This is a genomic window from Amycolatopsis australiensis (genome assembly GCF_900119165.1).
In the GTDB taxonomy this organism is placed as follows: Bacteria; Actinomycetota; Actinomycetes; order Mycobacteriales; family Pseudonocardiaceae; genus Amycolatopsis; species Amycolatopsis australiensis.
In genome coordinates this window covers 8784570-8798542 of the sequence record NZ_FPJG01000006.1, presented here as the reverse complement: position 1 = coordinate 8798542, position 13973 = coordinate 8784570, and the positions used below count along the sequence as shown (strand labels likewise).

Genomic DNA, 13973 nt, shown 5'->3' with positions numbered 1-13973 from the left:
TTCGCCTCCCGAGTCCGTTCCGCATTCTCCCGGCCGTTGACAGTCTACGATCTCTCATGGATAAATGACAAATATCCATGAGACGTGAGGAGTGACCCATGGTTGCCGTGTATCACCGCTATGCCACCGTCGGCGGGCGCCGGCTCTTCTACCGGGAGGCCGGGCCCGTCGAGGCGCCCGTCATCGTTCTGCTCCACGGCTTTCCGACCAGCTCGCACATGTACCGGCACCTCATGCCCGCGCTGGCCGACCGCTACCGCGTCGTCGCGCCCGACTACCTCGGTTCCGGTGCTTCCGATGCGCCGCCCGTCGGCGAGTTCGCCTACACCTTCGACGCCCTCGCCGAACTCACGCTGGAGCTGCTCGACCAGATCGGCCTCGGCCGCTTCGCGCTCTACATCCAGGACTTCGGCGCGCCGGTCGGACTGCGGATCGCCGCCGGGAACCCCGAGCGGGTCACCGCCATCGTCACGCAGAACGGCAACGCCTACGTCGAGGGCCTGGGCGCCGGCCTGCCGCAGAAGCTCGCCGCCGGCACTCTGACCGAAGACGACCTTCGCGGCATGGTCACCCTCGAAGCCACCAAGGCGCAGTACCTCGACGGCGTGCCCGATCCCGCGCTGGTCAGCCCCGACGTCTGGATCCACGACCAGGCCCTGCTCGACCGGCCCGGCGCCGCGGAAATCCAGATGGCGCTGCTCGGCGACTACCACCACAACATCGACCTCTACCCGAAGTTCCACGAGTACTTCCGGACGAGCCAGGTTCCGCTGCTGGCCGTCTGGGGCGGCAACGACGAGATCTTCGTCGCCGACGGCGCCCGCGCCTACGCCCGCGATCTGCCCGGTGCTGAGATCCACCTGCTCGATTCCGGGCATTTCGCACTCGAGACGCACCTGGACGCCATCGCCGGGTACGTCCGCGGGTTCCTGGGGCGGGTGGTCGGCTGAACACCTTGCCGCACAACGCTTTCCGGTGAGCGGGACAGGGACGTTGACCCGCCGGACCGTCCGCTCGTAGGGTTTCCCCGAGATCGCCCTGACCCCAGGTCGGTCCCGGTCCCGGAGAACCCCGCCGTCGTCGTCAGGCATCCGCCTCTGCCTGCGCCGACGGGTCGTTCGCCGACGGGTCCGGGCGTGCGCGAGCGGACCGGGGTCACCGCGGAGGCGGTTCGAGCCTCCGCGCCGACTGCGCAGGAGGACGGATGACCGGACGGATCCGGGCGGGGATGATCGCGGCCGCGGTCGTCGCCGCGACACTGACCGCGGCAGCGGGACCGGCGCAGGCCGCCGATCCGCTGCTCTCGCAGGGGAAACCGGTGACGGCGTCGTCGGCGGGCGGGTGCTGCCCGGCGGCGAACGCCGTCGACGGCGACTCGGCCACCCGCTGGGCCAGCGCGCCCGGCGTCGATCCACAGTGGATCTACGTCGACCTCGGCGCCGCCGCGCACGTCAGCCGGGTGCGGCTGCAGTGGGACGCTTCATGCGCCACCGCCTACGAGATCGACACCTCCGCCGACCACGTCGCGTGGACGCGGATCTACTCGACCACCGCCGGGAAAGGCGGCGTCGAGGACCTCACCTCCCTCGACGGCACCGGCCGTTACGTGCGGATGTACGGCACCAAACGCTGCCGGACCGACGCGTCGAAGGGCTATTCGCTGCAGGAGTTCGGCGTGTACGGATCGCGGGGCGACGTCGTGCCGCCGTCGCCGCCCGGTACCCCGACGCTCGTCGGAGTCACCCCGACCAGCGCGACGATCTCCTGGACCGCGGCCAGCGACAACGTCGGCGTCGCCGGCTATGACGTCTACCGCGACGGTCAGCTCTGCGCCAGCACCACCGGCGCCCTGACGGCGACCTGCGGCAACCTCAGCCCGAACGGCACCTACGGCTTCTACGTCAACGCGCGTGACGCGGCCGGCAACGTTTCGCAGGCCAGTGGCACTCTGTCGGTGAAGACGCCGCCGTCGGACGACCACACGCCGCCGTCGGTGCCGGGGAACGTGCACACCACCGCGATCAACAGCACGTCGATCGGCCTCGCCTGGTCCGCTTCGACCGACAACGTCGGCGTGGCCGGCTACCGGATCTACGACTCCGGCACCCAGATCGGCACGTCCGACACCACCAGCACCACGCTCGGCGGCCTGACCCCGAACACGACCTACCGCCTGCAGGTGCGGGCGGTCGACGGGAACGGCAACCTCAGCGACCCCAGCACGCCGCCGCTGGAGGTCACCACGACCGGCGGGTCGGCCTGCACGCCGGCGCAGGGTGTCTGCGGCGCCACGCAGGTCGCGACGGACGACGACGTCGTGTGGGGCCTGGTCACGCTGCCCGACGGCACGATCCTCTACAACCAGCGCGACGCGCACGACATCGTGCACCTGAACCCGAAGACCGGGGCGAAGAAGACGATCGGCGTCGTCCCGAACGTCCAGAGCACCGACGGTGAAGGCGGCCTGACCGGGCTGGAGATCAACCCCGCGTCGTTCGCCTCCGACCACTGGCTCTACATCATGCACACCTCACCGAGCGACAACCGGATCGTGCGGATCAAGTACGACCCGGCCGCCGATTCGCTGGTCACGAGCACTGAGCAGGTCCTGCTGACCGGCATCGCGCGCAACAAGTTCCACAACGGCGGGCGGCTGCGCTTCAGCCCGGACGGCCGGTACCTGTTCGCCGGCACCGGCGACGCGCAGAACGGCGACAACGCGTCGAACACCAGCAGCCTCAACGGAAAGGTGCTGCGGATCAACCCGGACGGCTCGATCCCGGCGGACAACCCGTTCCACAACGCGGTGTGGAGCTACGGGCACCGGAACGTCCAGGGCCTGGCGTTCGACTCGCAGGGCAGGCTGTGGGAGCAGGAGTTCGGCAACAGCATCATGGACGAGACGAACCTGATCGTGAAGGGCGGCAACTACGGCTGGCCGTCGTGCGAAGGGACGTCAGGCTCGTGCGGCAACCCGGGGTTCATCGCGCCGAAGAAGACGTACCCGGTCGCGCAGGGTTCGTGCAGCGGCATCACGATCATCCACGACGCGCTGTACGTGGCCTGCCAGCGCGGCGCGCGGCTGTACCGCGCGGTGATCAGCGGCAGCTCACTGACGAACTTCCAGACGTTCTTCAACGGCACGTACGGCAGGCTCCGCACGGTGGAGCCGGCCCCGGACGGCCAGATGTGGCTGGCGACCAGCGTGGACGGCGACAAGGACAGCATCCCGCACAACAGCCACAACAAGATCCTGCGGGTGACGGTGGCCTGACGCGGCCTCGCGGTTTCGTCGTACCCACCGGCCAGGCTGTGCATCGGGGGCGCTTCATCCGGCCCCCGATGCACATTCCTCGCGCCGCAACGACTTCTCAGCCGCCGAGCAGCCGCGAGAGCGCGTCCCGTGCTTTCGCGTCCCGCTCGGCCAGCGCAGCCAGCTCCTGCGCCAGCGCGGCCAGCCAGTCGTCGACCGCGATGTCCCGGCGGCTGATCACCACGCCCCTGACCACCTGGTGGATCTCCGCCGCCACGCCGCCGTGCTCGGTCGCGCTCAGCACCAGGACCCGGTCCGGCGTGCGCACCCGCACCGCGACCGCACGCCCTTCGCGGCCCGCGACGCGGTCGGCGAACGTCCGGCGGCGGGACACCTCCACCATGCCCGGTGGCAGCGCCGCGCCCAGCGTCTCCGACAGGACCCGGTGGTACGACTCGACGTCCGCGCGGTCCGTGCGCAGCGCCGCCACCAGCAGGTGGAAGTCCAGCTCGCCCATCAGTCGGTCAGGGGCAGCACGAGCTGCGGCTTGGTGATGTGGTGGTCGGCGCGCAGCGGCTTGACCGCGGTGCCGATCGCGAAGAACTCCGTCGTGTGGCCGCCCCAGCGGTGCGGCAGCGAAAGCAGCTGCACGCCGACGATCCCTTCCGCCTCCAGCTGTTCCGCCTCCGCCTGCATCCGCGACATCGCCAGCTCACGCGCGTCGTACAGCGCTTCCGTGTACTGCGGGATCTCGACGTTCTGCCCGATGTTGCCCACCAGCTGCCGGAACCGCTGGTGCGCGATGTGGTAGACGCACGTGCCCATCACCATGCCCAGCGGCGCGTAACCGGCCTGCACCAGCGTCCAGAAGTCCTGTCCGGACAGGTCGGAGGTGAACGGCTTTCCCGTGTTGTTGCGCCATTCGCCGGGTTCGTCGGCCTTCACGGCGGTGCCGACGGCGATGAACTCGGCGAGGTCGCTGCCGAACTCCTTGAACTCGATCTCCAGGCGGACCGCGACGATGCCGTCGGCGCCGAGGACGTCCGCCTCCGCCTCCATCCGCGACATCGCCAGCTCGCGGGCGTGGTACATCGCCTGCGAAAGCCGGTCCAGCTCCTGGTTCTTGCTCCACCGTCCCATCTGGAACCCGACGTGGTAGATGCTCGAGCCGAGCACGAGCCCGAGCGGCCGGAACCCGGCTTCGCGCACGAGGAGGAACTCGTTGACGCTCAGGTCCGAGGTGAACAGGCTGGTCTTCTGACCGGGTCGCATCTCGGCGAGCCGGCGCATCGCGTCCTCGGGGATGTGCTGCTCGGCGGGGTCCGCGGTGGTCACGAAGCCTCCTTCAGGAACGGTTCAGCGGCAGGATCTTGAGCGCGCCGGTGGGGGCGGCGCGGCCGGTGTGGAAGCGGGCGATCGCGGTGCCGGTCACGGTCGCGACACCGGCCGCGGCCACCTCCTGCACCGGCCACGTCCGCAGCGTCATGCCGGAGATGATGCCGCCGTCGCCGCCGCTTTCGCGGATCGCGCGGGCGAACTCCGCGCGGGCCGCGCCGCGGACTTCGTTGACGACCCGCGTCACCACGTCGACCTCGGTGTTCCCGGCGAGCGGGTTGACCTGGTACGGCAGGTTGTAGTCGGCCATGGCGCGCCCGGCGACGCCGATCGCGACGCGCGCCGGCACCCAGCCCGCCTGCATCAGCTTGCCGACGTCCTGGCCCGGCAGGTCGGTGGTGAACAGCCGTCCCGGCCGTTGCCGGGTTTCGGCGCGCACGGCCGTGCCGAGGGCGACGAACTCCTGCATGACGTCGTCGATCGGGGTGATCGTGAGGCGGATGCCCAGCACGCCGTCGGCGCCGACGGCCCTGGCTTCCCGGGCCAGCCGGTCTAGCGCGGTCGCGTAGCCCTGGCGCGTGGTGCCGGCGAGCAGCCGGACCTGGTCGGCGGCCCAGGCGCCGGGGCCGGTGAAGCCGATCCGGTGCACGACACAGCCCATGACCTCACCGACGGCGGTGAAGCCGGCCACCTCGGCGCCGACGGCTTCCGGCACGGTGAACAGCGAGGTCTTGAGCCCGGAAGCGGCAAAGCGGTCGACGCGCGCCTGCGCAACGGGTGGCAGGGCATCCCGCTCGGACACGGCGGCCTCCTTCCGGCGCGGCTGCCCCCATCGTGGCACGGATCGACCGCGGGACGAGGCACGCACGGGGTGATCGAGGTGGAATGTCCGGAAGGTCGGCCGCGAGTGGGCAGGGGACCGACTCGGGCAGCGGCCGGGTCCGGGCGGTCGGCGAGCCTGCCGCCGGAGGCGGCAGCGGCCGGTCCCGCGTGGTAGGCACCTGGCCGGGGGATGGGGTTCGGCGGAGCGGGCAGCGGCCGGTCCCGCGCGGCCGCAACCCGGCCAGGGCATGGGCTTCGGCGAAGCCGAGCGAGCCGCGGCCCGGCTCGGCATCAGCGACCGGGCCCCGGCCGGTCTTCGCCGAGCGGCAGGACTCCTCGTGACCTCGTCGGCGCCGGTCCAGCCGCCACCCGGGCCACCGCCGTGCCGAACACGCTCGCCACGGCCGCCGCTCCCGTGTGGCCCAGTGCCCAGGCCCGGACCGTTGCCGCCGACACCAGGCCGCCGTCCGCGCCCGATCTCCGCACCGCGGCCAGGAACTCCGCCCGGGCGCCGGCGCGGACGCGGGTGACCAGTTCCGTCGGGGCCTTCGCCTCCTCGCCCGGGCGGTCGGTCATCGCGATGTCGTACGCCGTGCCGCCGTCGATGCCGATCGCCAGCGTCACCGGGACCCAGCCCGCCAGCAGCAGCTTCGCCACGTCCGGGCCCGGCAAGCCCGTCGTGAACGGCTCCGCGGGACGTCGTCCGCGGGCCGCGCGGACCGCCGTTCCCAGCACCACGTACTCGCGGACCGTCGCGCTCACCCGCGTCACCGTGCAGCCGATCGCCAGCACGCCGTCCGCGCCGAGCGCCGACGCCTCCGCGCGCAGCCTGCCCAGCGCCGTCGCGTAGCCGCGGCGCATGCTCGCCGCCACGTCGTCGGCGCGCTCCACCACGCAGCCCATCACCTCGCCGATCGGCCGCAGGCCCACCGCCTCGGCACCGACCGCGCCCGGCACCGGCAGCAGCGACGTCCGCAGCCCGGACGTCGCGTAGCGGCCGGCGCGCGGGTGCATCAGCGCCAGCCGTCGTCGCCGAAGCCGAGCGTCACCGGGCCGCGGCGGGACGTCTCGGCGATCGTTTCCGCCGGGAGGACGTCGTCGAGGAACGCGTAGTCCGGCCGCCGTGTCACCGCGTGCCACTCCGCGATCTCGCGCCAGCCCGGCGCGGCCAGCGCGCCGCCGAAGTGCTGGACCGACAGGCTCGCCGTGAGCCCGGCGAACCGGAGCCGGTCCGCCAGCGGCCAGCCGGTCAGGGTGGCGGCGACGAACCCGGCGCCGAACACGTCACCCGCGCCGGTCGCGTCCAGCACGTCGACCGGCAGCGCCGGGACGTCCGCCGTCTCGCCCGTGGTGCCGTCGACGGCCAGCACGCCCGCCGCGCCGCGGGTGATCACCGCGACCGGGACGAGGTCGGCCAGCTTCGCCAGCGCCGCCTCCGGCGTGTCCGTGCGGGTGTAGCGCATCGCTTCGACGTCGTTCGGCAGGAACGCGTAGCAGCAGGCCAGCTGCTCGAGCAGCGCCGGCGACCACGCCTCCGACGGGTCCCAGCCGACGTCGGCGAAGACGAGGCTGCCCGCCTGGTGCGCGGTGTGCACCCACTCGGCGGTGTCGAGGCCGATGTGCGCGACGGTCGCCCGGCTGCGGGGCGGGCAGCCTGCCAGCTCCGCGACGGGGACGGGCGGCGGGTGGCCGTGCGTGATCATCGCGCGGTCGCCGGCGTAGGCCAGCGAAACGGTGACGGGGGAGTGCCATTCCGGGAACCGCCGGGAGCGCGACAGGTCGATGTGCTCCTGCCGTGAAAGCACATCCCAGCAGTAGCGGCCGTAGACGTCGGTGCCGAACGCGGCCGCCAGCGACGTCCGCAGGCCGAGCCGGCTCAGCGCCACCGCGAAGTTCGCGATGCCGCCCGGGCCCGAGCCCATGCCGCCGGTCCACACCTCCGTGCCGGGCGACGGCGGTTGGTCGAGCCCGGTGAACACCAGGTCGAAGAACAGCAGGCCGGACAGGAAGACATCGATGTCGGGTGCGGGCTCGGCCGGCACGGGCGCCTCCAGCGGTCACGGATGCGCCCGAGCGTGCTTGAGCCGCGCAAGATGCGCAAGAGCCGCGCAAACTCGTTCACTCGGTGAGCGAGTCCGGCTGCTATCGTCCCGGCATGCTGCCCCAGCGCCGCCACGAGCTGATCCTGCGGGCACTGCGCGCGGACGGCCCGTCGCCGGTCGGCGTGCTGGCCGAGCGGCTCGGGGTCAGCCCGGCCACGGTGCGGCGCGACCTGGGCAGGCTCGACCGCGAAGGGCGGCTGACCCGCGTCTACGGCGGGGCGATGGCGGCCGTCGAGCCGTTCGCGCGCGAGGCAGGCGAGCGGGCAGGCGAAAAGGACGCCGTCGCCCGGCGCGCGGCGGACCTGGTCGCCGACGGCGACACGGTGCTGCTCGACATCGGCACCACCGCGCACCGGCTGGCGCGGCACCTGCGTGACCGGGCGCTGACGGTGATCACCAGCAGCCTCGCCGTCTACGAGGAGCTGAAGGACGCCGACGACGTCCAGCTCGTCCTGCTCGGCGGCATGGTCCGGCGTAGTTGTCACTCGATGGTGGGGTTCCTGACCGAGGACGCGCTGCGCCAGGTGCGGGCCGGCACCGTCTTCCTCGGCGCCGGCGGCGTCCGCTGCGACGGCCACGTCACGGACTCGGTCGCCGAGGTCCCGGTGAAGCGGGCGATGCTCGCCGCGGGCGACCGCGTGGTGCTGCTCGCCGACGCCGGCAAGTTCCCCGGCACCGGCCTGGCGAAGGTCTGCGGGCCGGACGCGCTCGACGTCGTGGTCACGAGCGCCGGGGCCGACGAGCCGACGTGCGCGGCCCTGGCCGAAGCGGGTGCCGAGGTGCTGCGGTGCGGCTGACGATCCTCGGCGGCGGCGGGTTCCGCGTCCCGCTGGTGCACGGCGCGCTGCTGGCCGGCGGCGGCGTCACCGAGCTGGTCCTGCACGACGTCGACCCCGGGCGGCTCGCGGCGATCGACCGGGTACTGGCCGAGCAGGCCGCGGGAGTGCCGGGCGCGCCGCGGGTGCGCACCACCACCGATCTCCGCACCGCACTGTCCGATGTGGACTTCGTGTTCTCCGCCATCCGCGTCGGCGGCCTGCGCGGGCGGCGCGTGGACGAGCAGCTCGCGCACGCGGAAGGCGTGCTGGGCCAGGAAACCGTCGGCGCGGGCGGCGTCGCGTACGGGCTGCGGACAGTCCCGGTCGCCGTCGCCCTCGCGCGGAAGATCGCGGAACTGGCGCCGCGCGCGTGGGTCATCAACTTCACCAACCCGGCGGGGATGGTGACCGAAGCGATGGCCGCGCACCTGGGCGGGCGGGTGCTCGGCATCTGCGACTCGCCGGTCGGGCTGTGCCGCCGCGTCGCCCGCGCGCTCGGCGTCGACCCGGCGACGGCGTGGTTCGACTACGCCGGCCTCAACCATCTGGGTTGGCTGCGCGCGGTGCGCGTCGGCGGCTCGGACGTCCTGCCGCAGTTGCTCGCCGACCCGGAAGCGCTTGAGTCCTTCGAGGAGGGGAAGCTCTTCGGCACTTCCTGGCTGCGCGCGCTCGGTGCGGTGCCGAACGAGTACCTGCACTATTACTACTTCACGCGCGAAGCTGCCCGGTCTGCTTCGCGCGGCGCCGTTTTGCTGGAGCAGCAACGCGACTTCTACGCGGAACCTTCGCTGGCTTCGTGGGAGCGCACGCGCTTGGAGCGGGAAGCGACGTACATGGCCGAGGCGCGCGAAGGCGAGCGCGACGACCTCGAAGGCGGCGGCTACGAGGGGGTCGCACTGGCGCTGATGCGTGCGATCGCGTACGGCGAACGCACGACGCTGATCCTCAATGTCCGCAATGGATCCGCGCTCCCGGGCGTGCCGGGCGACGCGGTCGTCGAGGTACCGTGCGTCGTCGACGAGAACGGTGCCCGCCCGCTCGCGACGGCACCGCTGCCGGACCACGCACAGGGTCTGGTGACGGCGGTCAAGGCGGTCGAGCGGGCCACCATCGAAGCGGCGACGACGGGTTCACGCGAGGCGGCGCTGCGGGCCTTCGCGCTGCACCCGCTGGTCGACTCGGTCTCCGTGGCCCACCGGCTGCTGGACGCGTATGCCGCCGCGCACCCGGAACTCGCTTATCTGGCTTAGGAAGCGAGTTCACGCAGGACCGGCGCCAGCCGGGGGGCCAGTTCGGGGCCGAGTTCGCCGATCAGCAGCTCGGTGACGGCGCGGAACGGGCGGACGAGGTCGTCGAGCCCGCGCACGAGCGCCTCCTCGAACGGTTCGAGGACATCGGCGGGCAGCCGGTCGAGCCCGCGGCCGTCCACCGCCGGGACGCCGTGACGCAGGCAGGCCAGCGCGAGCGCGTACTCGCGAACCCGGCCGATCATGTACTCGGCCTGCCAGCGCCGGCCGCGCGCGATGCTCGACCGCGCGTGGAGGCTGTGCAGCCAGGCCAGGTCCGCCAGGCGCCGCGGGTCCGGTGGCGGGGCAGGCTCCCGGTCGTTCGCGGTGCCGAAGAGCAGCCGGAACTTCGGGGTCGTCGCGCCGAAGCCGGCGGCCGGCCAGAACGCCAGGTCGACCTGCAGCGTGTTCGCCAGCAGGAACACCCGGAAGACGGTCCGCTCGAAGACGACGTCCATGTGGTGCACGGCATCGTGCTCGCGGTACATCCGCTCGGTGAAGTCCGCGAGCACCGGCCCCGGCTCGCCGCTGACGGCGAAGGCGAGGTCGATGTCCGACCACGCGTCTTCGGCGTCGACCGCGGCCGAGCCGGTGAGGGCGGCGCCGCTGACGCGCCCGTCTGACCGGGCCGCCTCGATCAGTGCTACGCGGAGCCGGTTCCGCTCGTCCGGGGTGAACATGATCCCCAGGCTAGACGGCCGCGATCGCGGTGAACTCCGCTTCCGCCTCCCTCCGCTCGACGTACATCTCCCACGCCTTCTCCGCGATGTCGTCGGGGTTCAGCACTCCCGGCGTGAACCCGTGGTCCCGCGCCGTGAACACGCGGTGGATGTCGCCGCGGTCGATGAGGCCGCCGATCGTCAACGTGCCCGCGTAGACGCCCCGTTCGCGCAGTGCCGCGTGCAGCGTCAGCACGTACATGCGCAGCGCCGCCGATGCCGGGGCGAGGGTGCCGAGCATCGGCATCGGGTACTTGCCGCTCAACCCGCCCGCGAAGAGCAGGGCGCCCGAGCCGCGCTTCAGCATGCCCGGCAGCACCTTCTCCACCAGTCTCGCCGCCGGGACCACGATCGACTCGAACGGGCCGCGCACCGCGTCCGCGCCCGCTTCGGTGAGCGGCGTGATGCCCGGCCCGGACGCGTCCGCCGGTCCGAAGTAGACGGTGTCGATCTCGCCCGCTTCCGCCGTTATCCGCGCCAGGACGGCCGTGAGCTGGGCTTCGTCCGTCACGTCGGCCGCGTACGTGTGGGTCGTGACGCCGGTCAGCGACGACCGGTAGTCCGCGTGCCGCGTGTCCGTGCGTGAGACCAGCGCCGTCGTGAAGCCTTCGTGGCCGAAGCGGCGGGCGATCGACAGGCCGAGTCCCGGGCCGACCCCCAGGACGGCGATCACCTTCGGCAAGGGAACCTCCTCGAAACGAAGTTGAGTTGACCCTCAAGTTATCCCGTAAATTGAGGACGTAGTCAACTTGTCGCGCAAATGTCGCCATGTGTTGAGGCCACCGGCGGAATCCGGACGCCGGGGGCTGCTCCATGCGGGTAGAACACGTTCCAGTTCTGCGGGTGTCCCGACACCATGACCTTCGCCGTTCCGCGAGCGAGGAGTGCGCCATGGATGCCGACCTGACCCGCCGCCAGATCCTGCGCGGCACCGCGGCGGGCGTGGGCCTCGCCGTGACGTCCGGGCTCGCGACGCCCGCTTCCGCCGCGCCACCGGCAGGCGAGTACGACGTCGTCGTGGCCGGGTCCGGCGCGGCGGGCATGACCGCGGCGCTGACGGCGGCCAAGCGCGGGCTGAGCGTCGTCGTGCTCGAGAAGGCGCCGACGTTCGGCGGCTCCGCGGCCCGCTCCGGCGCCGGCATCTGGATCCCGAACAACCCGGTGCTGCTCGCCGCGGGCGTACCGGACACGCCGGCGAAGGCCGCGCAGTACCTCGCCGCCGTCGTGGGGCCGGACGTGCCGGCCGCGCGCCAGGAGGCGTTCCTGCGCAACGGCCCGGAGATGATCGCCTTCGTCATGGCGAACAGCCCGCTGCGGTTCCGCTGGATGGCGGGCTACAGCGACTACTACCCGGAACTGCCGGGCGGGCTGCCGAACGGCCGCTCGATCGAGCCGGACCAGCTGGACGGCACCGTCCTCGGCGCCGAGCTGGCCAACCTGAACCCGCCCTACCTCGCGACGCCGCCCGGGCTCGTGGTGTTCAGCGCCGACTACAAGTGGCTGAACCTCGCCGCGGTGAACGCGAAGGGCGCCGCGGTCGCCGCCGAATGCCTCGCCCGCGGCACGGCCGCCGCGCTGGCCGGGCAGAAGCCGCTGACGATGGGCCAGTCGCTCGCCGCCGGCCTGCGCGCCGGCCTGCTGCGGGCGAACGTCCCGGTGCTGCTGAACACCCCGCTCGTCGACCTGAACGTCGAAAACGGCGCCGTCACCGGGGTGCTCGTCCCGGACGGGCTCGTCCGGGCCCGGCGCGGTGTGATCGTCGGCTCGGGCGGGTTCGAGCACAACGCCGCGATGCGCGCGCAGTACCAGCGGCAGCCGATCGGCACCGCGTGGACGGTGGGAGCCAAGGAGAACACCGGCGACGGGCACCGCGCCGGGCTGCGCGCGGGCGCCGCGCTCGACCTGATGGACGACGCGTGGTGGGGCCCGGCCATCCCGATCCCCGGCGACCCGTACTTCTGCCTGGCCGAGCGCACCCTGCCCGGCGGCCTGATCGTCGACCAGGCCGGACGGCGGTTCGTCGACGAAGCCGCGCCCTACAGCGACGTCGTGCACGTGATGTACGACCGGGACCCGGGCGACCCGGACATCCCGGCGTGGCTGATCGTCGACCAGAACTACCGGAACAAGTACCTGTTCCGCGACACGCCGCCGCTGCTGCCGCTGCCGGACTCGTGGTACGCCGCCGGCGCGGTCTTCAAGGCGCCGAGCGTCCCGGACCTCGCCGCGAAGATCGGCGTCCCGGCCGGCGCACTCAAGTCCACAGTGGATCGGTTCAACGGCTTCGCGTGGTCCGGAGTGGACAGTGACTTCCACCGCGGCGCGAGCGCGTACGACCACTACTACACGGATCCGCTGGTGCTGCCCAACTCGTGCCTCGCGCCGCTGTGGGCGCCGCCGTTCTACGCGTTCAAGATCGTGCCCGGTGACCTGGGCACGAAGGGCGGGATGCGCACCGACGCCCGGGCACGGGTGCTCCGCCCGGACGGCTCGGTGATTCCCGGCCTGTACGCGGCCGGCAACGCGAGCGCGGCGGTGATGGGGCACAGCTACGCGGGCGCCGGCTCGACCATCGGCCCGGCGATGACGTTCGGCTACATCGCCGGGAACGACGTCTAGAACTCCTTCTCCACCAAGGGAAGGACCTCGGTGCCGAGCAGCTCGACGGCCTTCATGACGTCGGCGTGCGGCACGCCGGACCAGTCCATCTGCATCGCGTAGCGGTCGGCGCCGGTGAGCTTGCCGACCTCGATGATGCGCTCGGCGATCTCCGGCGGGCTGCCGACGAACAACGCCTGCGCGCCACGGGTGTATTCGTCGTACTCGGCGCGGCTCGGGACCGCCCAGCCGCGGGCGCGGGCGCCGTACTTCATCGTCTCGAGCCAGTACGGGTAGAACTTCTCCTTGGCGTCCTGCGAGTTCCCGGCGATGAAGCCGATGGCGCCCATGGTGACGTGCAGGTCCTGCTGCTCGGCCGCCTCGCCGGCCTGGCGGTAGAGGTCGACGAGCGGGGCGAACCGCTCCGGCCGTCCGCCGATCACGGCGTACACCACCGGCAGGCCGAGCAGCCCGGCGCGGATCGACGACTCGGGGTGGCCGCCGGTGCCGACCGAGATGCGCAGGTGCTCGCCGTAGGGCCGGGGCAGGATCCGCGCGTTCTCCAGCGGTGGCCGGAACTTGCCCGACCACGTCAGCGGGTCCTCGCGGTCGATGCGCAGCAGCAGCGCGAGCTTCTCTTCGAACAGCTCGTCGTAGTCGCCGAGGTCGTGGCCGAAGAGCGGAAACGACTCGGTGAACGACCCGCGCCCGGCGAGCAGCTCGGCGCGGCCGTGGCTGAGCTGGTCGAGCGTGGTGAACTGCTGGTAGAGGCGGACCGGGTCCTCGGTGCTCAGCACGGTGACGGCGGAGCTGAGGGTGATCTGCCTGGTGACGCTCGCGGCCGCGGCCAGGACGGTGCCCGGACTGGAGATGGCGTACTGGTCGAGGTGGTGCTCCCCGAGACCGTAGAAGCCGAGGCCCAGCTCGTCGGCGAGCTTGATGCGCTCCAGCGTGTTGGCCAGCGTCCGCGCGACGGACAGCTGCTCGCCGGTCCGCGGGTCCGGCGCGCGGTCGCCGAAGCTGTAGATGCCGAGTTTCAT

Annotated in this window: 13 protein-coding genes; 5 read left to right on the top strand and 8 right to left on the bottom strand. The window is 72.3% G+C overall.

The features are described 5' to 3' along the window. The first annotated feature begins 98 nt into the window (after window positions 1-98). Both BT341_RS41900 and BT341_RS41895 read left to right on the top strand, forming a co-directional pair. Window positions 99-950 (top strand): alpha/beta fold hydrolase, encoded by an 852-nt coding sequence (locus BT341_RS41900; RefSeq protein ID WP_072481478.1) that lies wholly within the window; start codon window positions 99-101, stop codon window positions 948-950. Window positions 951-1204: 254 nt separating this feature from the next. Further along, complete coding sequence (locus BT341_RS41895; protein ID WP_072481477.1) at window positions 1205-3274, top strand: PQQ-dependent sugar dehydrogenase; 2070 nt, start codon at window positions 1205-1207, stop codon at window positions 3272-3274. A 97-nt stretch (window positions 3275-3371) separates the two neighbouring features. Here BT341_RS41895 and BT341_RS41890 read toward each other — a convergent pair whose 3' ends face one another. The 5 genes from BT341_RS41890 to BT341_RS41870 all read right to left on the bottom strand — a co-directional run bounded on the left by BT341_RS41890 (window position 3372) and on the right by BT341_RS41870 (window position 7452). Next, window positions 3372-3770 carry a hypothetical protein gene (locus BT341_RS41890; protein ID WP_072481476.1) on the bottom strand — a complete coding sequence of 133 codons (399 nt, stop codon included), beginning with the start codon at window positions 3768-3770 and terminating at the stop codon, window positions 3372-3374. Then, window positions 3770-4588: a heavy metal-binding domain-containing protein gene (locus BT341_RS41885; protein ID WP_245805280.1), complete on the bottom strand. Its 819-nt coding sequence runs from the start codon at window positions 4586-4588 to the stop codon at window positions 3770-3772. Before BT341_RS41885 ends, BT341_RS41890 begins: the two co-directional genes overlap by 1 nt. Before the next feature lie 10 nt (window positions 4589-4598). Further along, window positions 4599-5390 (bottom strand): heavy metal-binding domain-containing protein, encoded by a 792-nt coding sequence (locus tag BT341_RS41880; protein ID WP_072481475.1) that lies wholly within the window; start codon window positions 5388-5390, stop codon window positions 4599-4601. A gap of 311 nt (window positions 5391-5701) precedes the next feature. Then, complete coding sequence (locus BT341_RS41875; protein WP_072481474.1) at window positions 5702-6424, bottom strand: heavy metal-binding domain-containing protein; 723 nt, start codon at window positions 6422-6424, stop codon at window positions 5702-5704. Further along, complete coding sequence (locus tag BT341_RS41870) at window positions 6424-7452, bottom strand: carbohydrate kinase family protein (RefSeq protein WP_072481473.1); 1029 nt, start codon at window positions 7450-7452, stop codon at window positions 6424-6426. Before BT341_RS41870 ends, BT341_RS41875 begins: the two co-directional genes overlap by 1 nt. 113 nt (window positions 7453-7565) lie before the next feature. Here BT341_RS41870 and BT341_RS41865 point away from each other — a divergent pair, with 113 nt between their 5' ends. Further along, complete coding sequence (locus BT341_RS41865) at window positions 7566-8309, top strand: DeoR/GlpR family DNA-binding transcription regulator (RefSeq protein WP_072481472.1); 744 nt, start codon at window positions 7566-7568, stop codon at window positions 8307-8309. Beyond that, window positions 8300-9580, top strand: a complete 1281-nt coding sequence (locus BT341_RS41860) for a 6-phospho-beta-glucosidase (RefSeq protein WP_072481471.1) — start codon at window positions 8300-8302, stop codon at window positions 9578-9580. The genes BT341_RS41865 and BT341_RS41860 overlap by 10 nt, the downstream gene beginning before the upstream one ends. Here BT341_RS41860 and BT341_RS41855 read toward each other — a convergent pair. After that, complete coding sequence (locus BT341_RS41855; RefSeq protein WP_072481470.1) at window positions 9577-10296, bottom strand: hypothetical protein; 720 nt, start codon at window positions 10294-10296, stop codon at window positions 9577-9579. The genes BT341_RS41860 and BT341_RS41855 overlap by 4 nt on opposite strands. A 10-nt stretch (window positions 10297-10306) precedes the next feature. Continuing rightward, window positions 10307-11008: an SDR family NAD(P)-dependent oxidoreductase gene (locus BT341_RS41850; protein WP_425426507.1), complete on the bottom strand. Its 702-nt coding sequence runs from the start codon at window positions 11006-11008 to the stop codon at window positions 10307-10309. Between the two features lie 218 nt (window positions 11009-11226). Between BT341_RS41850 and kstD the strand changes: the two genes are divergently transcribed. Beyond that, window positions 11227-12954, top strand: coding sequence for a 3-oxosteroid 1-dehydrogenase (gene kstD, locus BT341_RS41845; RefSeq protein ID WP_072481468.1), 1728 nt, complete (start codon window positions 11227-11229; stop codon window positions 12952-12954). On the opposite strand, the gene BT341_RS41840 is transcribed toward kstD, so the two are convergent. Further along, complete coding sequence (locus BT341_RS41840) at window positions 12951-13973, bottom strand: LLM class flavin-dependent oxidoreductase (protein ID WP_072481467.1); 1023 nt, start codon at window positions 13971-13973, stop codon at window positions 12951-12953. The two genes, kstD and BT341_RS41840, sit on opposite strands and share 4 nt — an antisense overlap.